Source organism: Streptomyces sp. Ac-502, assembly GCF_045222935.1.
In the GTDB taxonomy this organism is placed as follows: domain Bacteria; phylum Actinomycetota; class Actinomycetes; order Streptomycetales; family Streptomycetaceae; genus Streptomyces; species Streptomyces monomycini.
Genome location: NZ_JBHFFO010000001.1, coordinates 7583484 through 7605816, shown reverse-complemented (window position 1 = coordinate 7605816; position 22333 = coordinate 7583484). Strand labels below are relative to the sequence as shown.

The 22333-nt window shown below is 72.6% G+C and carries 17 protein-coding genes and 2 pseudogenes; 8 read left to right on the top strand and 11 right to left on the bottom strand.

The features are described 5' to 3' along the window. The first annotated feature begins 142 nt into the window (after positions 1-142). Together ACEXOX_RS34690 and ACEXOX_RS34685 are read left to right on the top strand one after the other, a co-directional pair. Positions 143-1135 carry an MFS transporter gene (locus ACEXOX_RS34690; protein WP_406524851.1) on the top strand — a complete coding sequence of 331 codons (993 nt, stop codon included), beginning with the start codon at positions 143-145 and terminating at the stop codon, positions 1133-1135. Continuing rightward, a complete protein-coding gene (locus ACEXOX_RS34685) occupies positions 1132-1536 on the top strand; it encodes an MFS transporter (RefSeq protein ID WP_406524850.1) in 405 nt (134 codons plus the stop codon). Before ACEXOX_RS34690 ends, ACEXOX_RS34685 begins: the two co-directional genes overlap by 4 nt. 39 nt (positions 1537-1575) lie before the next feature. Here ACEXOX_RS34685 and ACEXOX_RS34680 read toward each other — a convergent pair whose 3' ends face one another. The 3 genes from ACEXOX_RS34680 to ACEXOX_RS34670 all read right to left on the bottom strand — a co-directional run bounded on the left by ACEXOX_RS34680 (position 1576) and on the right by ACEXOX_RS34670 (position 3756). Next, positions 1576-1884: an AzlD domain-containing protein gene (locus ACEXOX_RS34680; protein ID WP_406524849.1), complete on the bottom strand. Its 309-nt coding sequence runs from the start codon at positions 1882-1884 to the stop codon at positions 1576-1578. After that, complete coding sequence (locus ACEXOX_RS34675; RefSeq protein WP_406526563.1) at positions 1881-2678, bottom strand: AzlC family ABC transporter permease; 798 nt, start codon at positions 2676-2678, stop codon at positions 1881-1883. Before ACEXOX_RS34675 ends, ACEXOX_RS34680 begins: the two co-directional genes overlap by 4 nt. A gap of 121 nt (positions 2679-2799) precedes the next feature. After that, entirely contained in the window at positions 2800-3756 is a 957-nt protein-coding gene (locus ACEXOX_RS34670) for an AraC family ligand binding domain-containing protein (RefSeq protein WP_406524848.1), read from the bottom strand. A 134-nt stretch (positions 3757-3890) separates the two neighbouring features. On the opposite strand from ACEXOX_RS34670, the pseudogene ACEXOX_RS34665 reads away from it, so the two are divergent. The 5 genes and pseudogenes from ACEXOX_RS34665 to ACEXOX_RS34645 all read left to right on the top strand — a co-directional run bounded on the left by ACEXOX_RS34665 (position 3891) and on the right by ACEXOX_RS34645 (position 12354). Next, positions 3891-8706, top strand: a pseudogene (locus ACEXOX_RS34665) (ATP-dependent helicase). Positions 8707-9022: 316 nt separating this feature from the next. Next, positions 9023-9858, top strand: a pseudogene (locus ACEXOX_RS34660) (Fpg/Nei family DNA glycosylase). An 861-nt stretch (positions 9859-10719) separates the two neighbouring features. After that, on the top strand, positions 10720-11331 hold the full coding sequence (gene hemC / locus ACEXOX_RS34655) for a hydroxymethylbilane synthase (protein ID WP_406524847.1): 612 nt from the start codon (positions 10720-10722) through the stop codon (positions 11329-11331). Continuing rightward, positions 11328-11741: a hypothetical protein gene (locus ACEXOX_RS34650; protein WP_406524846.1), complete on the top strand. Its 414-nt coding sequence runs from the start codon at positions 11328-11330 to the stop codon at positions 11739-11741. The genes hemC and ACEXOX_RS34650 overlap by 4 nt, the downstream gene beginning before the upstream one ends. 103 nt (positions 11742-11844) lie before the next feature. After that, positions 11845-12354: a hypothetical protein gene (locus tag ACEXOX_RS34645; protein WP_406524845.1), complete on the top strand. Its 510-nt coding sequence runs from the start codon at positions 11845-11847 to the stop codon at positions 12352-12354. Positions 12355-12564: 210 nt separating this feature from the next. Here the strand turns inward: ACEXOX_RS34645 and ACEXOX_RS34640 are convergent, their stop codons facing one another. Next, positions 12565-12984: a PPOX class F420-dependent oxidoreductase gene (locus ACEXOX_RS34640; protein ID WP_406524844.1), complete on the bottom strand. Its 420-nt coding sequence runs from the start codon at positions 12982-12984 to the stop codon at positions 12565-12567. 361 nt (positions 12985-13345) lie between these two features. On the opposite strand from ACEXOX_RS34640, the gene ACEXOX_RS34635 reads away from it, so the two are divergent. Further along, positions 13346-14566 carry a methyltransferase domain-containing protein gene (locus tag ACEXOX_RS34635; RefSeq protein WP_406524843.1) on the top strand — a complete coding sequence of 407 codons (1221 nt, stop codon included), beginning with the start codon at positions 13346-13348 and terminating at the stop codon, positions 14564-14566. A 73-nt stretch (positions 14567-14639) separates the two neighbouring features. Here ACEXOX_RS34635 and ACEXOX_RS34630 read toward each other — a convergent pair whose 3' ends face one another. The 7 genes from ACEXOX_RS34630 to ACEXOX_RS34600 all read right to left on the bottom strand — a co-directional run bounded on the left by ACEXOX_RS34630 (position 14640) and on the right by ACEXOX_RS34600 (position 22331). Then, positions 14640-15110, bottom strand: coding sequence for a Dps family protein (locus tag ACEXOX_RS34630; RefSeq protein ID WP_030024639.1), 471 nt, complete (start codon positions 15108-15110; stop codon positions 14640-14642). Positions 15111-15477: 367 nt separating this feature from the next. Next, positions 15478-15861, bottom strand: coding sequence for a helix-turn-helix domain-containing protein (locus ACEXOX_RS34625; protein ID WP_406524842.1), 384 nt, complete (start codon positions 15859-15861; stop codon positions 15478-15480). A gap of 90 nt (positions 15862-15951) precedes the next feature. After that, a complete protein-coding gene (locus ACEXOX_RS34620; RefSeq protein ID WP_406524841.1) occupies positions 15952-16527 on the bottom strand; it encodes a CinA family protein in 576 nt (191 codons plus the stop codon). Between the two features lie 159 nt (positions 16528-16686). Next, positions 16687-17430 (bottom strand): CDP-diacylglycerol--glycerol-3-phosphate 3-phosphatidyltransferase, encoded by a 744-nt coding sequence (pgsA, locus tag ACEXOX_RS34615; RefSeq protein WP_406524840.1) that lies wholly within the window; start codon positions 17428-17430, stop codon positions 16687-16689. Next, entirely contained in the window at positions 17427-18920 is a 1494-nt protein-coding gene (gene rimO / locus ACEXOX_RS34610) for a 30S ribosomal protein S12 methylthiotransferase RimO (RefSeq protein WP_406524839.1), read from the bottom strand. The genes pgsA and rimO overlap by 4 nt, the downstream gene beginning before the upstream one ends. Positions 18921-19022: 102 nt before the next feature. Beyond that, on the bottom strand, positions 19023-19838 hold the full coding sequence (locus tag ACEXOX_RS34605) for a helix-turn-helix domain-containing protein (protein ID WP_406524838.1): 816 nt from the start codon (positions 19836-19838) through the stop codon (positions 19023-19025). Between the two features lie 42 nt (positions 19839-19880). After that, complete coding sequence (locus ACEXOX_RS34600; RefSeq protein ID WP_406524837.1) at positions 19881-22331, bottom strand: DNA translocase FtsK; 2451 nt, start codon at positions 22329-22331, stop codon at positions 19881-19883. Between the last annotated feature and the right edge of the window lie 2 nt (positions 22332-22333).

The window sequence follows — 22333 nt, the reverse complement described above, 5'->3', positions numbered from 1 at the left end:
CGGGCGCGTACGCCAGGGCAGGGCTGGTACGACCGGAATCCGGCTCGCCTCAAGCCGGGGCCGGAGACGCGGATCGGGACAGGGGGGCCGTTCGGTGACCCGTGCGACCGGGCCCGGGGCGTACCCCGGCGAGCTCTCTGGAATGACCGCTTCCGAGCACCGGCGGGCCTGGCGCGCCACCTGGCTGCTGGTCGCCTTCATGCTCGTCAACTTCGCCGACAAGATGGTGATGGGCCTGGTCGCCAACCCGGTGATGACCGAACTGCACCTGACCCGCGAACAGTTCGGCTCCGCGTCCGCCGCGTTCTTCGCGCTCTTCAGCCTGGCGGCGCTCGGCGGCTCCTTCCTCACCCGTACGGTGCGCACCCCGGTCCTGCTGCTCGGTATGGCGCTGCTCTGGTCCGCCGCCCAGTTGCCGATGCTGCTCGGCGTGGCCGGGTTCGGCGTCCTGGTCGCCACCCGGGTGCTGCTGGGCGCGGCGGAGGGACCGGCGACCCCGGTGGCGGTGCACCACCTGCACGGCTGGTTCGAGGAGCGCGACCGTACACTGCCGACCGCGATCTTCCTGGTCGGCGCGGCGGTGGGCGTCGCCGTCGCGGCGCCGGTGCTCGGCGCGGTCACCGCCGCGTGGGGCTGGCGCTGGACGTTCGGCGTGGTGGGCCTCGTCGGCCTGGTGTGGGCGGCGGTGTGGCTCCGGTACGGCGAGGAAGGGCCCCTGGCGCCTCCGGTGGGACGGCGGCGCGTCAGCGATGCCCCGGTGGGGCAGCGATCCGCCGACAGCGCCCCGGTGGGACGGCGGTCCACCGACGGCGCCCCGGTGGGAAAGCGTCCCGCCGGTGACACCTCCCTCGGCGGCGGCTCCGTCCCGTACCGGAAGCTGCTGTTCTCCAGGACCTGGCTGTCCGCGGCGCTCGGCGCGTTCGCCGCCTTCTGGACGGTGTCGGCCTCGCTCACCTGGGCCGTGGACTACTTCCAGGAGGTCGGCGGGCTGGGGCTGCGCCAGGCGAGCCTGTTGATCATGCTGGCCGCGCTGGCCAAGGGCACCGCGATGCTGACCCACGGCCTGCTCGTACAGCGCGCGGGCAGGCGCGCGGCGGCCGGTCTGCGCCCCCGTGCCCCCTCCCCTCCGGCGTGAAGAACGGGCTGGTGCTGCTCCTCTCGGGCGCGGCGACCCTGGCCTTCGCCGCGACGGACGTGCTGTGGCTGAAAGCCGTCCTGCTGCTCGGCCCGATGGCCGTCTCGGACATCATCATGACCGTGGCGCAGACCTCGGTCTCCCGGATCTCTCCCGCGAACCGGCGCGGCGTTACGCTCGGTTCGTTGACCTGCGTCTTCGCTCTGGCCGGCGTACTGGCTCCCGCGGTGACGGGCCGACTGGTGGACGCCGGGGAGACCGTCGCGGACGGGTACCTCGGCGCGTACGGGACGATGGCGGGCCTGACGGTGCTGGCCGGAGTGGCCGTGATGCTCTTCCTGCGCCCCGAACGGGACGCGCGGCGGCTGGGGGTCGCGGAGGCGAGGGTCGTACGGGGGTGACCGCTTCCCGTCCTCGCCTCCCGCACCCGCCCGGTGCCCTCACCCGCCCAGCGCCCGTATCCCCGCCGTCACCGCCACCGCGACCGCCACGACCAGCAGGAACGGCGCGCGGAGCAGCAGCGCGACCACCGCGGCACCGACGCCCGCCAGCTTGGCGTCGAACAGCAGCTGCTGCCCGTCACTGAAGGTCTCCTGGGCGGTGAGCGCGGCGAGCAGCGCCACCGGCACCAGGGCGGCGAGGCGCTTGACGAGCGGCCGCTCCAGGGCACCCGCCGGTACCAGGAGGCCGAGGTACTTCACCAGGTAGCAGCCCACGGCGGTGACGCCGATCGCGATCCAGACACTCATCGTGCGTCCACCTCTCCCGCGCTGTTCCCCCGTACGTGCGTATCCACGCCGGTTTCGGGCCGGTCAGCGGTACGCGTACGGGCCCGGCGCCCCTCCGCATACAGGACCGCCGGTGCGGCGAGCGCCGCGACCAGGACCGGCACACCCGCCGGCAGCAACGGCAGCGACATCAGGAGCAGTACGACCGCGAGCCCCGCGGCAAAACGTTCCACCGCAGAGGTGAGCAGGGGAGCCAGCAGCGCCACGAAGACCGCGGGTCCGGCCGCGTCCAGGCCCCAGGCCGCTCGGTCGCCCAGGGCCCCGGCGCCCTTGGCCCCGGCGAACGTGGTGAGGTTCCACAGGAGGTACAGGGTCAGCCCGGTGACCGCGAACCCGAGGCGTGCGCTGCGCCGGTCGGGCTGGACCAGGGTGACGGCCGAGGTCTCGTCGATGACCCAGTGGGCGGCGAACGGCTTGACCGCGGCCCGGAGCCCGAGGAGGCCGGACAGCCGCAGTCCGTAGAACGCGTTACGAGTACCCAGGAAGAACGCCCCGGCCGCGGCGGTGAACGGATTGCCGCCCGCGGCCAGCGCGCCGACCAGCGCGAACTGCGAGGCGCCGGTGAAGACCAGCAAACTCAGCGCACAGGTCTGCAACAACGACAGGCCCGAGCCCACCGCGGTCACCCCGAAGGCGAAGCCGGACAGCCCGACGGCGACGCCGACGCCGAGCGCGTCCCTGACGACCGCGGAAGGAGGCTTGGCCGGCCGTGGCTGATGTGTCTGTTCCGGCTGGTGTTGCTGATGAGATTGGATTGTCTGGTGCGCTTGGAGTGTCTGCTGGGGCTTCCCGTCCTGTCGCAACTCGTCTGTCCCTTGGGACTGTTGCGACTGCCGGTCGTATTCTCGCTGCGTTTCCTGTGCCACGCTCCGGACCCTAGGAAGCGCCCTCCCCCGCGGTCTTGTACGTTCTTGCGCCGCCCGCCCGCTCACGCCGGTACGCGCCCGGCGGCACACCCACGATCCGGGTGAAGTGCCGGTTCAGATGCGGCTGGTCGGTGAACCCGACGGCGACGGCGGCGTCCGCCGGTGCCGTGCCGGCTTCCAGGAGCCGGCGCGCCCGGCGTATGCGGGCGTTCGTGAGCCAGGTGTGCGGGGGCATCCCGTACGTGTTCTTGAAGGCGCGCAGCAGGGCGAACGGGCTGGTGCCCAGTTCCCGGGCCAGGTGCTCCAGGGTCGGTGGCGCGGTCAGCCGCGCTTCCAGGAGCGCTCTGGCGCGCTGGGCGGTACGGGTTCCCGCTGTGGCGGGCATACGGGTCGGCAGCGGACCGCCGTGGCGCCGCAGCAGCCGGGCCACCACGATGCGCAGCAGGCTGTCGGCGGCCAGCGCGTTGCCTTCCTCGGCCGCGCGGTGCACGGCGTTGACGAGGTGGACGGCGAGGGTGTCGTCGACGAGGGTCTCGGTGAACGCGGCGGTGCCGGTCAGGCCGGTCGTCTCGGCCGCGATGCCGGCGACGAGCTGTTCGGAGGGGTAGAGCGTGGAGTACGACCAGCCCTCCGGCGCACCGGCCTGCGCGGTGTGCGGCACCTCAGGGTTGATCATGATGATGCCGCCGTGCCCGGCGTCCGTGACGCCGCCCGGCAGTCCGACCCGCTCGACGCCGCCGGTGACGGCGCCCAGGACGTAACCGTCGTGGGAGTGGCGGGGGAAGGAGTGCCGTACATAGCGGGCGCGCAGCAGGTCCAGGCCGGGGAGTTCGGCGTACTGCCAGTGCCGGGCCCACTCGCCGCCCTTGCGGCCGGCGGGCGCCGCGGCCGGAGGCCCGCCCGTACACGCTTCCGGGCCCGGCCCGCCTTCCGCGCCCCGCATGTCCGCCGCCCCGTGCCCCGTCATGGCTCAATTGTGCTGCGGCCCGGCCTGCCGGGGGCTGTCCGTCCGGCACGTGGACGGCGCCGACCGCCGCCGCTCACCCGCATCAGCGCAGGTGAACGGCGGGTCACCGGCGATTGTCAGTGGTCCGTTGCACGATGGGGGACATGGCCAAGGCAGCGCTCGACTCGTTCTCCCCCGCGACCCGCGACTGGTTCACGGGGGCGTTCCGCGCGCCCACCGCCGCGCAGGAGGGTGCCTGGCGGGCCATCGGCGAGGGATCGGACGTATTGGTGGTCGCGCCGACCGGCTCCGGCAAGACGCTGGCCGCCTTCCTCGCCTCGCTCGACCGGCTCGCGAGCGTCCCGGTGCCCGCCGAGCCGAAGAAGCGCTGCCGCGTGCTGTACGTCTCCCCGCTGAAGGCCCTGGCGGTCGACGTCGAGCGCAACCTGCGCAGCCCGCTGACCGGCATCCGCCAGGAGTCCGTGCGTCTCGGGCTGCCGGAGCCCGACATCCGGGTGGGCATCCGCTCCGGTGACACCCCGGCCGCCGAGCGCCGGGCGATCGCCAACCGGCCGCCGGACATCCTCATCACCACCCCCGAGTCGCTCTTCCTGATGCTGACCTCCTCGGCCCGGGAGGCTCTGGAAGGCGTCGAGACGGTCATCGTGGACGAGGTGCACGCCGTCGCGGGCACGAAGCGCGGCGCCCACCTCGCGCTCTCCCTGGAGCGGCTCGACCATCTGCTGGAGCGTCCGGCCCGGCGCATCGGCCTGTCGGCGACCGTGCGCCCGGTGGAGGAGGTCGCCCGCTATCTGTCGCCGCAGCGCCGGGTGGAGATCGTCCAGCCGCCGTCCGGCAAGGAGTTCGACCTGTCGGTGGTCGTCCCCGTCGAGGACCTGGGCGAGCTGGGCGGCTCCCCGTCCAGGAGGGCGACACCGGCGAGAAGCCCTCCATCTGGCCGCATGTCGAGGAGAAGATCGCCGATCTGGTGCAGGCGCACCGCTCGACGATCGTCTTCGCCAACTCCCGGCGCCTCGCCGAGCGCCTGTGCAACCGGCTCAACGAGATCGCGTACGAACGCGCCACCGGCGAGGCGCTGCCCGAGAACCACTCCCCCGCCGAGCTGATGGCGGAGGCCGGTGCCGCCAAGGGGGCGCCCGCGCTGCTGGCCCGCGCCCACCACGGCTCGGTGTCCAAGGAGCAGCGCGCCCAGGTGGAGGAGGACCTGAAGGCGGGCCGGCTGCCGGCCGTGGTCGCCACGTCCAGTCTGGAGCTGGGGATCGACATGGGCGCGGTCGACCTGGTGGTACAGGTCGAGTCACCGCCGTCGGTGGCCTCCGGACTCCAGCGGGTCGGCCGCGCCGGTCATCAGGTCGGCGCGGTGTCCCGGGGCGTGGTCTTCCCCAAGTACCGCGGCGACCTCGTGCAGGCCGCGGTGGTCACGGAGCGGATGCGCGCCGGGTCCATCGAGTCGTTGCGCGTCCCCGCCAACCCGCTCGACGTGCTGGCCCAGCAGCTGGTCGCGATGGCCTCGATGGATACGTGGGACGTGACCGAACTGCTGGCCCTGGTCCGCCGGTCCGCCTCCTTCGCGGCGCTGCCCGAGTCGGCGTTCAACGGCGTGCTGGACATGCTCGCGGGCCGCTATCCGTCCGACGCCTTCGCCGAGCTGCGGCCGCGCGTCGTGTGGGACCGGGTGGCGCAGACGGTCACCGGGCGCCCGGGGGCGCAGCGGCTGGCCGTCACCTCCGGCGGCACCATTCCCGACCGGGGCCTCTTCGGCGTCTTCCTGGCCGGCTCCGAACCGGCGAAGGGCGGCGGCCCGTCGGACACCGCGACGCGCGGCGCCTCCGGTCGGGGTGGTGGGCGACGGGTGGGCGAACTGGACGAGGAGATGGTCTATGAGTCCCGCGTCGGCGATGTCTTCACCCTCGGTACGACGTCCTGGCGCATCGAGGACATCACCCGTGACCGGGTGCTGGTCTCCCCGGCCCCGGGCGTGCCCGGCAGGCTGCCCTTCTGGAAGGGTGACCAGCTCGGCCGCCCCCTCGAACTGGGCCGCGCGCTCGGCGCGTTCCTCCGTGAGATCGGCGCGCTCGCTCCGGAGGCCGCCCGCGAGCGGCTGGCCGCCGCCGGCCTGGACGACTGGGCGACGGGCAACGTCCTCGCGTACCTCGCCGAGCAGAAGCAGTCCTGCGGCCATGTGCCGGACGACCGCACGATCGTCGTCGAGCGCTTCCGCGACGAGCTGGGCGACTGGCGGGTGGTGGTGCACTCCCCGTTCGGCGCGCAGGTGCACGCCCCCTGGGCGCTCGCCCTCGGCGCCCGCCTCGCCGAGCGCTACGGCATGGACGCACAGGTCATGCATGCCGACGACGGCATCGTGCTGCGCCTGCCGGACGCCGACCTGATGGGCCTGGACCTGCTCGACAGCGACACCGGCGACTTCGACCCGGCGGCCCGCGGCATGGAGTACGACCCCGAGCAGTCCCCCGTGGGCGCCGCCGACGTCGTCTTCGACAAGGGCGAGGTCGACCAGGTGGTCACGGACCAGGTGGGCGGCTCGGCCCTGTTCGCCTCCCGGTTCCGCGAGTGCGCGGCCCGCGCCCTGCTGCTGCCCCGCCGCAGCCCCGGCAAGCGCACCCCCTGTGGCAGCAGCGGCAGCGCGCGTCCCAGCTCCTCCAGGTGGCGGGCGAGTTCGGGTCGTTCCCGATCGTGCTGGAAGCCGTCCGCGAATGCCTCCAGGACGTCTTCGACGTACCCGGCCTGACCGAGCTGATGGGCGACATCGAGGCCCGCCGCGTCCGTCTCGTCGAGGTCACCACGCCCGAGCCCTCCCCCTTCGCCCGCTCCCTGCTGTTCGGGTATGTGGCCCAGTTCCTGTACGAGGGCGACTCCCCCTCGCCGAGCGCCGGGCCGCCGCCCTCTCCCTGGACTCCCGACTGCTGGCCGAACTGCTCGGCCAGGCCGAACTGCGCGAACTGCTCGACGCCGACGTCCTGGCCGAGCTGGAGAGCGAACTTCAGTGGCGCACCGAGGACCGCCGGGTCAAGGACGCGGAAGGCGTCGCCGACCTGCTGCGGATGCTCGGCCCGCTCACCGACGAGGAGCTGGCCGAGCGCGGCGCCGAGTCCGGATGGGTCCGGGAGCTGGCGTCCGCCCGCCGGGCCATCACGGTCCGGATCGCCGGCCGGGACCACTGGGCCGCGATCGAGGACGCGGGCCGGCTGCGCGACGCCCTGGGCACGGCCCTGCCCGTGGGCGTCCCCGAGTCGTTCACCGAGCCCGTCAAGGACCCGCTCGGCGACCTCCTGTCCCGCTATGCCCGTACGCACGGCCCGTTCACCTCCGAGCAGGCCGCCACCCGCTTCGGCCTCGGCACGGCCGTCACCGACGGCGCCCTACAGCGCTTGGCCGCGGCCGGCCGCGTCGTCCAGGGTGAATTCCACCCCTCCGGCATCGGCCAGGAATGGTGCGACGCCCAGGTGCTGCGCCGCCTGCGCCGCCGCTCCCTGGCCGCGCTCCGGCACGAGCTGGAGCCCGTACCGCCCGCCGCCCTCGCGTCCTTCCTCCCGCAGTGGCAGCAGGTGGGGCCCCTGCTCCCCCGGCACACCACGGTGCGGGGGCGCGGCGCGGCGGCTCGTACGGTCTGCGCGGCATCGACGGCCTGGTTCGCGCCGTCGAGCAGCTGCAAGGCGCGTCCGTGCCCGCCTCCGCCCTGGAGAAGCTGGTCCTGCCGTCCCGGGTCGGCGACTACGCCCCGGCGCTGCTGGACGAGCTGACCTCCACCGGCGAAGTGCTGTGGGCCGGCGCGGGAGCGCTGCCCGGCAAGGACGGCTGGGTGTCCCTCTACCTCGCCGACACCGCCCCGCTGCTCCTGCCGCCACCGCACCCGCTGGAGCTGTCCCCGCTGCACGAGTCCGTCCTCCAGGCTCTCGCCCCCGGCTACGGCCTCTTCTTCCGCCAGCTCGCCGACCAGGTCCGCGCCACCACCCACCCCGAGGCGACCGACCCCCAACTCGCCGACGCCCTGTGGGACCTGGCCTGGTCCGGCCGCCTCACCAACGACACCCTCGCCCCGCTCCGGTCCCTCCTCGGCTCGGGCCGCACGTCCGGCTCCACCGCCCACCGCGCCAAGCGCGCGGTCCCTCGCGGCCGGTACGGCACACTCACCGCCGCCACCGGCCGTACGGGCCGCCCCACCGCCTCCCGCTCCGGCCCGCCGACCGTCGCCGGCCGCTGGTCGCTGCTCCCCGCCCCCGAACCGGACCCCACCCACCGCGCCCACGCCCTGGCGCGCGCCCTCCTGGACCGCCACGGCGTCGTCACCCGTGGCGCCGTGGCCGCCGAAGGCGTCGAGGGCGGCTTCTCCGCCGCCTACCGCGTCCTGGCCGTCTTCGAGGAGACCGGACAGGCCCGGCGCGGCTATGTGGTCGAAGGGCTGGGAGCGGCGCAGTTCGCGATGGACGGTGCGGTCGACCGGCTCCGTGCCGTCAACACCGGCCGCGAGCGGGTCGCCGACGAGTACGCCCAGGACGGCCCGGGGGCCGCCGCTCCGCCGGACCGCAGCGGACCCTGGTACTGGCCGCCGCCGACCCGGCGAACGCGTACGGAGCCGCCCTGTCCTGGCCCGAGCCGCCCGACGGCTCGACGCACAAACCGGGCCGCAAGGCGGGCTCCCTGGTCGTCCTCGTCGACGGCGAACTGACGCTCTACATGGAACGCGGCGGCAAGACCCTGCTGGCCTGGACGCGCGCCACCGACGGCACCGCACCCGACAGCGGCTCCCCCGCCGGCACCCGCCTGCGGCTCGCCCTCGAAGCGCTCACCGACGCGGCCCGCGCGGGCGCCCTCGGCACGATCACCGTGGAGCGCGTCAACGGCGTCGCCGCCCTGACCGCCCCGCTCGCCCCGGCCCTGGAGGCCGCCGGTTTCCACCCCACACCACGCGGCTTCCGCCTCCGGCCATGACCGTCATGACGCGGCCAGCCGCAGACCGCTTCCGTACGCCGTGCCGGGGCGCCATGTCCGTACGTCGCGTCCGCGCGTCGCCACCGCACACAACGTACGTACGTGGAAGGCGTCCGCACACCGCATCCGTACGCGATCCATGGCTCGCCCGGCCGCCCGGACCAGCCGAACCCACGGCCCCACATCCGGTACCCGGCTCCCCACGCCCCGGCTCCCGCACCCAGCCCCCGCATCAGCCCCCAGCTCCCACATCCAGCTTCTTCTTCCGGCCTCCACCCGCAGCCCGCCACCCACCCCCACCCGGCACAATGTCCCCATGCCCGAAGGCGACACCGTTTGGCGTACCGCCCGCCGTCTGCACGAAGCGCTGGCCGGCAAGCCGCTGACCCGATCCGACCTGCGCGTGCCGAAGCTCGCCACCACCGACCTGTCCGGCCGTACGGTCCTGGAGGTGGTCCCGCGCGGCAAGCACCTCCTCACCCGCGTCGAAGGCGGACTGACCCTCCACTCCCATCTGCGCATGGACGGCGCCTGGAAGATCTACGCACCCGCCGAGCGCTGGCGGGGCGGCCCCGCCCACCAGATCCGCGCGGTCCTCGCCACCGCCGACCGCACCGCCGTCGGCTACCGCCTCCCCGTCCTCGAACTCCTGCGCACCGCCGACGAGGACGACGCCGTGGGCCACCTGGGCCCCGACCTGCTCGGCCCCGACTGGGATCCGGCCGAGGCCCTGCGCCGCCTGCTCGCCGACCCCGCCCGCCCCCTCGGCGAGGCCCTGCTCGACCAGCGCAACCTGGCCGGCATCGGCAACGTCTTCAAGTGCGAACTGTGCTTCCTGCTGCGCGCCTCCCCTGGCTCCCGGTCGGCCGTCTGCCGACACCGGAACGCGCGACGACCCTCGCCAAGAAGCTCCTGGAAGCCAACAAGGACCGCCTCGCCCGCGTCACGACGCCGAGCGCCCGCCCGGACCGCCGCCAGTGGGTCTACGGCCGCGCGGGCCGCCCCTGCTTCCGCTGCGGTACACCGATCCGTACGGGCGAACAGGGCCCGCCCACCCAGGAACGCGTCACCTACTGGTGCCCCACCTGCCAGCCGGAGGAGGACGGGGCGGCGTCGGAGGGCGACAAGGCCGCCCCGGAACACGGCGCCTGACGCCACGTCACCTCGCGCCATTTCCCCTACGCGCCGCCGCCCTCGTCACCCCGTAGCGCCGTCACCGCAACGCCCCGCTCCGTCACGTCATCGAAGCAATCGTCACCGCGCCACCACCCGGCTGTACCGCGCCGCCCCGGCTACCCCGCCCTCCCGCCCCTTCGGCCAATCAGGTGACCTTCCCTCTCCCCCATCCCCCCTTCTCCCCTACCACCAGCCGCCGGGACCTCCACCCCGCCCCCGGCCCCGCCCACCCGGCCTCCTGCCCCTGTTCCCGCCTTTGCTCCCGCCCCCGCCCCTCCCCCGCATCCGATCCGCCCACGGCACGCAGTGCACCGGCAACAGGCTCAGCCCCCACCCTCCGGCCGCCACCGCTCCCTCGACGATCCCTTGTGTGCCCGGCCACAGCGTCAGCCGCAGTACGGCCCACCACCACAGACCCGCGGCGGCAACCCTGGCCGCCAGCCGGGCCGGAGATATGCCGAACCGGGCGAAGAAGTCGTGCCTAGCCATGGCTGCCTCCTCCGTCCGACGCTAGACGGACGCAGCCGCCCAGCGGGAGGGCGCACCGGGGCACAACCGGCGCGAACATTTCGACGGGGCCCGCTCGTCCATGCCCCGTTCTCACGGATCTCTGTCTTCCCGGTATTTTCGCGCGCCACCACCCGGCCCGCATCCAGACGCCCGCAGGCCGGCTCCCGGCCCGACGGACGCGCACCCCGGCGCGTCCGCCGCCTTCCGCCCCGTACACCAGCCCGAACCCGTACCTCCCCGGCCCGTCGCCCGGTGTCTCCTACGCTGCACTGAATGATCACCGCCGACGGCGGGCACCGCCCGAGATCCACCGAACGGAGGCCGCCCGTGAGCACCGATTTCCCCGCCCGCGAGCTGCGCATCGGAACCCGTACGAGCCCCATGGCCCTCGCCCAGACCGCCCAGGTCACCCAGCTGCTCCACCAGCTCGACCCGCGGCTGCGGACCGTGGCCGTCCCGGTGCGGACCGAGGCCGATCTCTGGCAGGGCGAACTGTCCGGCATCGGCGGTAAGGGCCTGTTCGTGAAGGCGCTCGACGCGCGGTTGCAGAGCGGCGACATCGATCTCGCGCTGCACTGCCTCAAGGACGTGCCCGGTGATGTGCCGCTCCGCGCGGGCCTGGTCGTCGCCGCCCACCTGGAGCGCGCCGACGCCCGGGACGTCCTGGTCGTCCCCGACCACTCGGCGGTGCGTCATCTCGACGACCTCCCGCCCGGCGCCCGGGTCGGCACCGCCTCCGTACGCCGCCGGGCCCAGCTCCTGCGCACCCGCTCCGACCTGCGGATCATCCCCGTACGCGGCGCGGTGGGCACCCGCCTCGACCTCCTGGACGGCAAGCACCACACCCCCACCGCCCTCACCGACTCCTCCCAACCCGATCAACCCACTCGCCCCACGGCTCCCACCAACCCCACCCAACCCCCACCCTCGACGCCTTGATCCTGGCGAGTGCCGGACTGGCGCGGCTCGGCCTGAGCCACCGGGCGCGGCAGGTCTTCGAGGTCGAGGAACTGCTGCCGGCCGTCGGCGCCGGTGTCCTGTCCCTGGAGTGCCGCCGCGACGACAGCGCCGTAGCCGCGCTGCTGGCGCAGCTCAACCACGAGCCCACCCTCACCGAGGCGACTGCCGAACGCGTCATGCTCCAGGGCTTGCGCGGGCACTGCAACAGCCCCATCGCGGGCTACTGCGTCACCGGCCCGGGCGGCCGCTCTCGCTGCGCGGCATGGTCTTCTCCCCGGACGGCGCCGCCTTCGCGCAGGTCCATCTGTGCAGCGACGCCCCGCACGACCCGGCGGCACTCGGCGCGCACGCCGCCACCGAACTCCTCAGCCAGGGTGCCCGCTCCCTGATCGACACCGGAATCCCGCTCTGAACCGCCTTCCCGTACCTCCCGCATTTCGCACACCGACCCCGGCCCGAAAGGCCGGTGAAGGCAGGCGTACGCTCCCGATCATGGAGGGGCGTAAGGCGCTTCGGCGCCGTATTCGTATCTGGCTTGTCGTCTTCATCATCGGTCTCGTGCTGAGCGGTCTGACGGCTTTTCCGCTCACCACGGAAATCCGGTGGGCCGACGAACTGCTGCGGTCGGACGCGTCATCACTCGCCGGGCATTTCCCGGGACTGGTGGAGTGGATCGGCAGGGCCCGGGAGGGGTTGGAGGCGACCGACGCGAAGTATCCGTTCATGCTGTACGGAACGGACTGGCTGGCGTTCGCCCACCTGGTCATCGCGGTGGCGTTCTACGGCCCGTTCCGCGATCCGGTCCGCAACATCTGGGTCATCGACTTCGGCATGATCGCCTGCGCGGGAATCATTCCACTGGCCCTCATCTGCGGCTCGATCCGCGGAATTCCGTTCTACTGGCAGCTGATCGACATGTCGTTCGGCGTCTTCGGCGTGATTCCCCTGCTGGTGGTCCGCCGAATGATCAAACGCCTGGAGGCGTACGAACTCGCCGCCTAGCGGTCCAGCCGTGGATTGCGACCTTGCCGGCCAGGGTTGGTGTGCAGGCGGATGCGGCCACCGTTGTACCTCGTGAGCCGTATCGGCATACGAAGAGCAAGCAGTGGCCGCCGACGACAGCGAAGTGCCGGCCGCAGGCCGGACGCAGAATCGCACAGCTTCAGCACAAGACCTCCCCCGCATCCCGGGGGAGGTCCGTGCCATGGAACGTCAGCCGGCCTGGCTGCTGTCCTTGAGCGTGCCCCAGCCGTGCCAGCGGTCGATCTCGATCCAGGCGCTGACCCGGGCGCGGTCGCGCTGCGGGTAGGAATCGTCGAGGTAGTGACGGGCCAGCCGGTCGATGTCGGCCAGGTCCTTGTCCTCACGGAACTCGGTGACGCGGCCGATGATGCTGATGTGGGTGTACCAGCTCGACTCGTCGAGGATGGTGATCGTCACCCGGGGGTCGTTGCGCAGGTGCTGCAGGCGCTTGCGGCCCTCGTCCATGTTGACGAGCACCCGGCCGTCGTCCCAGAGGTACCAGGTCGCCGTGGAGACCGGCTGACCGTCCGACCGCAGGGTCGTGATGACGGCCGGGTTGGCCTTCTCCAGCATGGCAACCGCCTCTTGCGGCAGCGGGGGTTTCGACATAGCGGACACTCCTCCATACGTTGCTGATCCGGGGTTCGTTTCCCCGACATGATCGTCCGCCCACACCTTCCCGATTCACAGACACGCCACCCGCACAGTCACCTCGGTCGGCCGCCCCCGGCAGTGTTCTGACAAGAACAGCAGCGCGCGTCGGGTGCTTCCGAGCGCGATCACACGCGTCCGGTGCGCTGGTCGTGCGCCCTCGCAAGGCCCCATCACGCTCCGCTACCGTCGGCGTCTCGGACCATGGTCGACGGGAGCGCGTCGTGGACATCAAGCACAGGAGCCCGATCGGGGATGACGGGCAACAGCCAGGTCGGCCGATTCCGCCACCTGAGCCACAGCCCGAGCCGGACCAGAAGTGACCCCCACCTCCCCCGCCTCCAGCCCCACAACCACCCTCCTGACCCAAGTGGCCGCCTCGCTCGGTCGCCCCGTTCCTGCTGTGTGGGCCGACGCTGTGCGGGCCGAGCCGCGGGACCGGTTTCTGCCGGGCCTGATCTGGCTCCGTGACGGTGCCGGCGGTTACGTGTCCTGCGACCGCGCCACGGATCCGGTCCGCTGGGCCGAGGCGGCGTACCGCGACGTGCCGATCGTCACGCGGATCACCGAGGACGCCGACGGTTTCCAGGAGCCCACCTCGTCCGCTTCGGCGCCCGGCACGGTGCTGCGCATGCTCGCGGACGCCGCGCTCGGCGACGGGCAGCGCGTACTGGAGATCGGCACCGGCACCGGCTTCCACGCGGCCCTCCTCGCCCACCGGCTCGGGGCCGACCGTGTGGTGAGCGTCGAGATCGACCCGCTGCTCGCCGAGACGGCCCGCGCCAACCTGAAAGCCGTCGGCCACGCCCCGACGGTGATCACCGGTGACGGGGCTCACGGTCACGCCCCCGCCGCCCCGTACGACCGGATCATCTGCACCTGCTCCGTACGGTCCGTCCCCGCCGCCTGGCTCGCGCAGACGCTGCCCGGCGCACGCCTCGTCGTGCCGTGGAGCACCAGCTGGATCACGTACGGCACGCTCGTCCTCACCCGGCGCCCGGACGGCACGGCCGCCGGGCAGTTCGCCGGTTACGGCTCCTACATGGTGATGCGCGGCCAGCGGGCGTCCGCCGACCTCGATCGCGACCTCCTGCGCGCGGGGCAGCGCCCCAGCCTGAGCAGTACGGCCCTCTCCCCTGGTCGGTGGCCGGCGACAGCCTCGACGCGCAGTTCGCGATCGGGCTGCGTGTGCCCGACGTGTGGCACTCCTGGGCCTCCGACAGCGGTGAGGCGCACACCCGCCTCTGGCTGGCCGACGACGCCGCTACGTCCTTGGCCTCGGTGGATTACGACGGCCGGCAGACCGCCACCTACCGCGTGCGGCAGCACGGGCCGCGCCGGCTCTGGGACGAGATCGAGGCGGCCCACCGGCGGTGGGTCCGTGCCGGCGCACCGGAGATCGCCCGCCACGGCCTCGTCGTCACCCCCGAAGGGCAACGCCTCCGGCTCCGCCCGTAACGGCCGAGCGCCTGGCCCGGCCCCGCCCGTGACGGCCGAGCAACCTGCCCGGCTCCCCCCGAAACGGCCAAGCGCCCCCTGACGACATCAGAGGGGCGCTGAAGAGGCTGGTCACGCTGCATACGGACCGGTCGGCCAGGAAGGGCCACGACCGGTCACGCGGACTCGGCTTGGAACATCCAGTGGTGCTTCTCCAGGTCGGCGGTCAGGCCGATGAGGATGTCCTGCGAGACCGGGTCGGGCTCGTCCGTGACACGGATGCGCTCACGCATCCGGGCGATGACGGCGCCGAGCGCGTCGGTCACGACCCGGACGACCTCGGCGTCCTTGATCCAGTTGTCCTGCACCGTGTCGATGCCGCTGGTCTTCGAGACCGTCTCGGCTCGGCCGTCCGGCGAGACACCGATCGCCGAGGCGCGCTCGGCCACCGTGTCGGCGTAGGCGCGGGCCGTGTCCACGACATCGTCGAGCTGGAGATGTACGGACCTGAAACGCGGGCCGATGATGTTCCAGTGGACCTGCTTCGCCACGAGCGAGAGATCCACCAGGTCGACGAGGGCTCCCTGCAGTGCTTCCCCGACCACCTTGCGCGCGTCGTCGGACAGCGTGCTCTTGACGACAGACATCCATTTACTCCTTTTCAGGGCGAATGAATACGTTCGCCCGTCGTACAAACGATTGGTCCTGTCTGTACGGATCGGGTACCCAGATGTGCTGCGGTAATGCGCGGACACCTCACCTTCAGGACGAAGGTCCTCACCGCCCCGTCCGTCGCCCCGGACACTCGGGCCACACGGCCCCAGAACGCCGCGAACCCCGCCCGGCGGCGCCGGACGGGGTTCAGGGAAGTTCAGGAAAGTCGACAGGGCGCGTAAGGCACTCACCGGCGCGCAGGAAGCTCGCGGTAACGCACTCACAGGTGCTCGGCGCACTCAGAACACTCGGGAGGAGCACTCGGGAAGACGGACGCGGAAGGGCCCGGAGCCCATGGCCTCAGGCCGCCACGACGTCCACGGCCTCCGCGGGAGCCTTGATCGTCACGCGGTCCTCCGGCACCCCGGCCAGCGAGGTCACGGACACCGCGTTCAGCTTGGGGCGGACCGGTGCGGGCACCGGGTCGCTCGCGGCGGCGGAGCGCGCCAGCTCGGCGAGCGCCAGCTCGTCGCTGACCTCCCGCATGAGCTCGGACATGCGCACGTCCAGCGCGTCGCAGATCGCCGAGAGCAGTTCGGAAGAGGCTTCCTTCTGTCCCCGTTCGACCTCGGACAAGTAGCCGAGCGACACCCGGGCGGAGGAGGAGACCTCGCGCAGGGTGCGGCCCTGGCGCTGACGCTGTCGGCGCAGCACGTCACCCAGCAGGCGACGAAGCAGAATCATCGCTGGCTCCCTCCTCGGACCTCGGATCCGGATCCTTCTCGCCCCACCGTACCGCCTCGGGCCGCGGCCGTGCGGGGCGCGAGTTCGTGTTCACTCAGGGCTGCAAACATCAAATTTCCCCCGTTGTTCCGTATCCTGTGCGGCCGCGTTCTCTGTCAGTTGGCTCACCAGCAGCCGGAGCGCCCCCGCCACCGTGTCCCGGCGAATCCGCCGGCGGTCGCCGTCCAGCGTGAGGCGCAGCACACCGCCCGCTCCGCCGGGGCCGTCGGCCGCGACGAAGACGGTGCCCACGGGCTGTCCGTCCTGGGGGTCCGGACCGGCGACCCCTGTAGTGGCGATACCCCAGTGCGCGCTCAGCACACGCCTTACACCACGGGCCATCTGGCGGGCAACCTCCGCGTCCACGGCTCCGCGCGCGTCGAGCAGCGGCCCGTCGACCTGGAGAATGTCCCGTTTGAGCTCGGTCGCGTACGCCGTCACGGAGCCCCGGAAGACCCGGGAGGCTCCGGGTACCCCGGTGAGCGCTCCGGCCACCAGCCCGCCCGTGAGCGACTCGGCGACGGCCAGGCTCTGCCCGCGCGCGGCGAGGATGTCGAGCACCTGGGCCGCCGCGGACGCCGCCTCGGCGGTCGGCTCCCCGTCACCCTCGCCCGCCGAGGCACGCACGGCCTCGGGGGTGTCAACAGCGTCAGGGGCGTCAGCGGCCTCAGGGGCGTCCAGAGCGCCGGCGGACTCGCCACCCGCTTCTCCGCCCGCCTTCCGGCCCGTATCAGCGCGCATTTCCGCTGCCACTTCGGAAGGTCGCCCGGGCGGTCGGCTCCGGATTCACCGTACGGAGTTCCCGTCGTCCGCCACGGCCCCGGACCGGCCCGCGGCCCCCGCGCTCCCGGCAGGGCCGTCACCGTGCGCCTCCGCGGCCGCCCTGGCCCGTTCCTCGGCCTGTACGGCCCGTGCCTCGGCCAGCCCGGCGCGCCGCAGGGCGACCGCCTGCCGTACGTAGTCCAGGCCGGTCACGACGGTCAGCGCCACGGCGACCGCCATCACCCACCACCGGAACGACGCCAGCGGCCCGGTCAGCATGAGCACGTACATGCCGACCGCGGTGCCCTGGGCGAGGGTCTTCAGTTTTCCGCCGCGGCTGGCGGGGATCACCCCGTGCTTGATCACCCAGAACCGCATCAGGGTGATGCCCAGTTCCCGGAAGAGGATGACGCCGGTCACCCACCAGGGAAGGTCGTCCAGGACGGACAGGCAGATCAGCGCCGCACCCATGATCGCTTTGTCCGCGATCGGGTCGGCGATCTTCCCGAAGTCCGTCACCAGGTCGTACTGGCGTGCCAGGTGGCCGTCGAACAGGTCGGTGATCATGGCGATGGCGAACGCCGCCCAGGCGAACGAGCGCCAGGCCGGGTCGTAACCGTCGCCGTGCATCAGCAGCATCACGAAGGCCGGTACGAGCAGCAGCCGCACCATGGTCAGGACGTTGGCGATGTTCCACAGTCCGGCCGTCCGGACGGCCGGCGCCGGGCGGTGGTGCCCACCGGCCGCGGAAGCCGGGACTCCGGTCATCTGCCCGCCTCCTCAGTACACGGCGCGCCGTCCACCGACAGCACCTCGGCCACCAGGTCGACGCCCTCGCTGGACACGACCTTTGCTTCGACCATACGACCCGGCGCGAGATCGAGTGAGGTGCGCAGCAAGGTGACGCCGTCGGTCTCGGGGGCCTGGTGCGCCGCGCGCCCCACGACCCCGTCCTCCTCGTCGACGCTGTCCACCAGGACCCTGAGGGTCTCCCCCAGCCGCTCCTCGGCGCGCTGCGCGGTCAGCTCCTCGGCCAGCCGGGAGATGTGCGCGAGACGCTCGGCGACCTCGTCCGGGTCGACCTTCTTCTCGTACGTGGCGGCCTCCGTGCCGTCCTCGTCGGAGTAGCCGAACACGCCGATCGCGTCCAGCCGGGCCCCGGTCAGGAAGCGCTCCAGCTCGGCGACGTCGTCCTCGGTCTCGCCGGGGAAGCCGACGATGAAGTTCGAGCGGGCACCGGCCTGCGGCGCCTTCCCGCGGATCTGCTCCAGCAGGCCCAGGAAGCGGTCGGTGTCGCCGAAGCGCCGCATGGCGCGCAGCACGCCCGGCGCCGAGTGCTGGAAGGACAGGTCGAAGTACGGGGCGACCTTGTCGGTCCCCGTCAGCACGTCGATCAGGCCGGGGCGCATCTCGGCGGGCTGGAGGTAGCTGACCCGGACGCGCTCCAGGCCGTCGACGGCGGCCAGCTCCGGCAGCAGCGTCTCCAGCAGGCGGATGTCGCCCAGGTCCTTGCCGTAGGAGGTGTTGTTCTCGGAGACCAGCATGATCTCCTTCACGCCCTGCTCCGCCAGCCAGCGGGTCTCGCCGAGCACGTCGGAGGGACGGCGCGAGATGAAGGAGCCGCGGAAGGACGGGATGGCGCAGAAGGAGCAGCGGCGGTCGCAGCCGGAGGCCAGCTTCACGGAGGCGACCGGGCTGGTGCCCAGCCGTCGCCGGAGCGGCGCACGGGGCCCTGAGGCGGGCGCCACGCCCTCCGGCAGGTCCGCGGGGGCCGGAGCCGGTTCCGCGGCGCCGTGGCCGGGCAGGGCGACGCCTGCGGCGTCCTGGCGCTCGGCGGGGCTGATCGGCAGCAGCTTGCGGCGGTCGCGCGGAGCGTGCGCCTCGACGTTGCCGCCGCTCAGGATCGTCTGCAGCCGGCCGGAGATGTCGCTGTAGTCGTCGAAGCCGAGGACGCCGTCGGCCTCCGGGAGGGCGTCGGCCAGCTCCTTGCCGTACCGCTCGGCCATGCAGCCGACGGCCACCACCGCCTGGGTGCGGCCGTGGTCCTTCAGGTCGTTGGCCTCCAGCAGGGCATCGACGGAGTCCTTCTTGGCGGCCTCGACGAAACCGCAGGTGTTGACGACGGCGACATCGGCATCGGCGGCGTCCTCGACGAGGTCCCAGCCGTCCGCTGCCAGGCGGCCTGCGAGCTCCTCCGAGTCCACCTCGTTACGGGCGCAGCCAAGAGTGACAAGGGCGACGGTACGGCGTTCGGGCATGGAGTCAGCGTACTTTGTCCCGGCAACCTCCATCGCTGCCAGGGTTGCCGGGTCCGGCCGGCACCCCGGCCCCGGCCCGCCTCGGGCCCGGTCCCGGCCTGGTCAGCCCGCCTGCGGGCCCGCCGAGTAGCTCAGCCGCTCGACCGCTCCCTTGTCGCCGACCTTCTCGACCTCCTTGCCGTTGACGAACAGCTGCACGACCCCGGCGTTGCCGACGACCAGGTCGATCCGCTTCTTGTCGGTGAAGGTCTTGGACTCGCCCTTCTTGAGCAGGCCGTCCTCCAGCAGCCGGCCGTTGGCGTCCTTGGCCGAGATCCAGCTCTGCCCGTCCTTCGCGGTGATCTTGATGGTGACCTTGTCCTTCGGCACGCCCGCGATGGCGCTCTCCGAGGGCCCGGGGCCGGGGACGGTGCTGGGCCTGGCGGTCTTGCCGGACTTGCCGGCGGCGGGCTTGGTCGGCTGCACCGGCGCCACGGTGTTCTCCCCGTCGGCGACCGCGCTCCCCTTGCCGCCGCCGCTGAAGAGGGTGAAGCCCACGAAGCCCACGACCACGACGATGGCCGCGACCATCGCCGCCGTCCAGTTCGGGCGGCCCCGCTCGGGCCGGATGCGCTCGGCCTCGAAGAGGGGCGCCGCGGGGGTCGGCTCGGGGCGGCCGCCGCGGTCCCCGTCGAACTGCGCGATCAGCGGTTCCGGATCGAGTCCGACGGCGCGCGCGAGCGTGCGCAGGTGCCCTCGCGCGTAGACGTCGCCGCCGCAGCCTGAGAAGTCGTCCTGCTCGATGCCCTGCACGATGGGCACGCGCACCCGGGTGGTGGTACTGACCTCGTCGACGGTCAGCCCCGCCGCGATACGGGCCTGCTGGATGGCGTGGCCGATGGAGGGCCGGTCGTCTTCGGGGGAGTTGCCGATGGACACGTGGGCGCCTTTCGAGCGTGAGCCACCTGCTGGAGGTTCAGTCTAGGGGTGTACCGAAAGGGTCGGGCAAGCGGAAGAGCGGACTTTGTACGCCATCAGAAGGCCGGGGAGGCCGCCGGACGCCCGGTCCGGTTGCCGAGGCTGCATCATCCTCCCACCACCTCCCTCAACTTGACGTAGCGACGGAGGAAACGGTTGCTTTCGATCTCCGACAGCCGCTCCGGACCGCCCGTACGAGTGAACTTGGGACGCGGCTCCTGGACTTCCGCCGCCGTCGCCCCGCGCCGGGTGACACACCCGGACGACGGCTCCCGGAGAACAGCGGCCGCTACGAAGGCGTCTCCCCCGGATGACCGCCAGTACGCCCTCCAACTCGTCCGGCTTGACCATGACGTCGCGCGCCTTCGACCCCTCGCTCGGCCCGACGATGTTGCGCGACTCCATCAGGTCCATCAGCCGCCCGGCCTTGGCGAAGCCCACCCGCAGCTTCCGCTGGAGCATGGACGTGGACCCGAACTGGGTGGAGACCACCAGCTCAGCGGCCTGGCACAGCAGGTCCAGGTCGTCGCCGATGTCCTCGTCGATCTCCTTCTTCTTGGCCGTGCCGACCGTGACGTCCTCCCGGAAGACCGGCGCCATCTGGTCCTTGCAGTGCTGGACGACCAGCTGGACCTCGTCCTCCTGCACGAACGCGCCCTGCATGCGCACCGGTTTGTTCGCGCCCATCGGCAGGAACAGGCTGTCGCCCTTGCCGATGAGCTTCTCCGCGCCCGGCTGGTCCAGGATGACCCGGCTGTCGGCGAGCGAGGAGGTCGCGAACGCCAGCCGGGACGGCACGTTCGCCTTGATCAGACCGGTCACCACGTCCACCGAGGGCCGCTGGGTGGCCAGCACCAGGTGGATGCCGGCGGCGCGCGCGAGCTGGGTGATGCGGACGATGGAGTCCTCCACGTCGCGCGGCGCGACCATCATCAGGTCCGCCAGCTCGTCCACGATCACCAGCAGGTACGGGTACGGCGACAGGTCGCGCTCGCTGCCCTCCGGCGGCTCCGCCTTGCCGCTGCGCACGGCCGCGTTGAAGTCGTCGATGTGCCGGTAGCCGTAGGCCGCCAGGTCGTCGTAGCGCAGGTCCATCTCGCGCACCACCCACTGCAGGGCCTCGGCGGCCTTCTTGGGGTTGGTGATGATCGGGGTGATCAGGTGCGGGATGCCCTCGTACGCGGTCAGCTCGACGCGCTTGGGGTCGACCAGCACCATCCGCACCTCGTCGGGGGTGGCGCGCGCCATCACCGAGGTGATGAGGCAGTTGATGCAGGACGACTTGCCGGAGCCGGTCGCGCCGGCCACCAGGATGTGCGGCATCCGCGCCAGGTTGGCCGAGACGTACCCGCCCTCGACGTCCTTGCCGAGGCCGACCAGCAGCGGGTGGTCCTCGCCCGCCGACTCCGCCGAGCGCAGCACGTCGCCGAGGTTGACCATCTCCCGGTCGCTGTTCGGGATCTCGATGCCGACCGCGGACTTGCCGGGGATCGGGCTGATGATCCGGACGTCCGGACTGGCGACCGCGTACGCGATGTTCTTGGCCAGCGCGGTGATCTTCTCGACCTTCACCGCGGGGCCCAGTTCGACCTCGTAGCGGGTGACCGTCGGGCCACGGGTGAAGCCGGTGACCGCCGCGTCGACCTTGAACTCCTGGAAGACGGTGGTCAGCGACTCCACGACGGCGTCGTTGGCCGCGCTGCGGGTCTTGCCGGGACCGCCGCGGGTGAGCAGGTCCAGCGACGGCAGCGAGTAGGTGATGTCGTTGGACAGCAGCAGCTGCTCGGCCCGCGAGGGCAGCTCGCCGGACGGTTCCGGCGCGGACTTCGTGAAGTCCGGCACCGGGCCCGAGGGCTTGTCCCCACCGCCCTGGCCCGGGCCGCGGGCGGGCGGCACCGCGCCGCTGTCCTGCTTCTTGCCGGCCGTGGGCCGCTCGTCCTCGTGGTGCTCACCGTCCCGGCGCTCGCCGGAGATGCTGCTGCTGAGGTCGGCGACCAGGGGCGAGGGCTGGACGCCGTGCAGGACGGCCCCGTCCAGCGAGGCGGCGGCCGCCGCGGCCACGTCGACCGCGTCCATGGGACGGTCGACGGGCTGCAAGGGTGTACGGCGCCCGCGACGGCGCTTCGCCAGCGCCGCCTCCTCTATGGCGTCCGGATCGTCCGCGGGGACCGGCCCGGCGGCGCGCCGCGCGCCCCGCCCCGACCGGTCGCGCCAGTCCTCGGCGTACTCCTCGGGCTCCGCGGCCACCGGCTCGGGCTCGTACACCTCGACCAGGCCCAGCCGGGCACCGAGCAGCCGCAGCCGCTGCGGGATGGCGTTGACGGGTGTGGCGGTGACGACGAGCAGACCGAAGACGGTGAGCAGCACCAGCAGCGCCACCGCCAGGGTCTGCCCGACGGTGAAGATCAGCGGCTTGGACGCGGCCCAGCCGACATAGCCCCCGGCGTCCTGCACGG

Coding starts and splice junctions, on each gene's coding strand:
- pgsA (WP_406524840.1), bottom strand. CDS start 17,430: ATGACCGGAGTCCCGGCTTCCGCGGCCGGTGGGCACCACCGCCCGGCG.
- ACEXOX_RS34645 (WP_406524845.1), top strand. CDS start 11,845: ATGGAGGGGCGTAAGGCGCTTCGGCGCCGTATTCGTATCTGGCTTGTC.
- ACEXOX_RS34670 (WP_406524848.1), bottom strand. CDS start 3,756: ATGACGGGGCACGGGGCGGCGGACATGCGGGGCGCGGAAGGCGGGCCG.
- ACEXOX_RS34625 (WP_406524842.1), bottom strand. CDS start 15,861: ATGATTCTGCTTCGTCGCCTGCTGGGTGACGTGCTGCGCCGACAGCGT.
- ACEXOX_RS34690 (WP_406524851.1), top strand. CDS start 143: ATGACCGCTTCCGAGCACCGGCGGGCCTGGCGCGCCACCTGGCTGCTG.
- ACEXOX_RS34640 (WP_406524844.1), bottom strand. CDS start 12,984: ATGTCGAAACCCCCGCTGCCGCAAGAGGCGGTTGCCATGCTGGAGAAG.
- rimO (WP_406524839.1), bottom strand. CDS start 18,920: ATGCCCGAACGCCGTACCGTCGCCCTTGTCACTCTTGGCTGCGCCCGT.
- ACEXOX_RS34630 (WP_030024639.1), bottom strand. CDS start 15,110: ATGTCTGTCGTCAAGAGCACGCTGTCCGACGACGCGCGCAAGGTGGTC.
- ACEXOX_RS34680 (WP_406524849.1), bottom strand. CDS start 1,884: ATGAGTGTCTGGATCGCGATCGGCGTCACCGCCGTGGGCTGCTACCTG.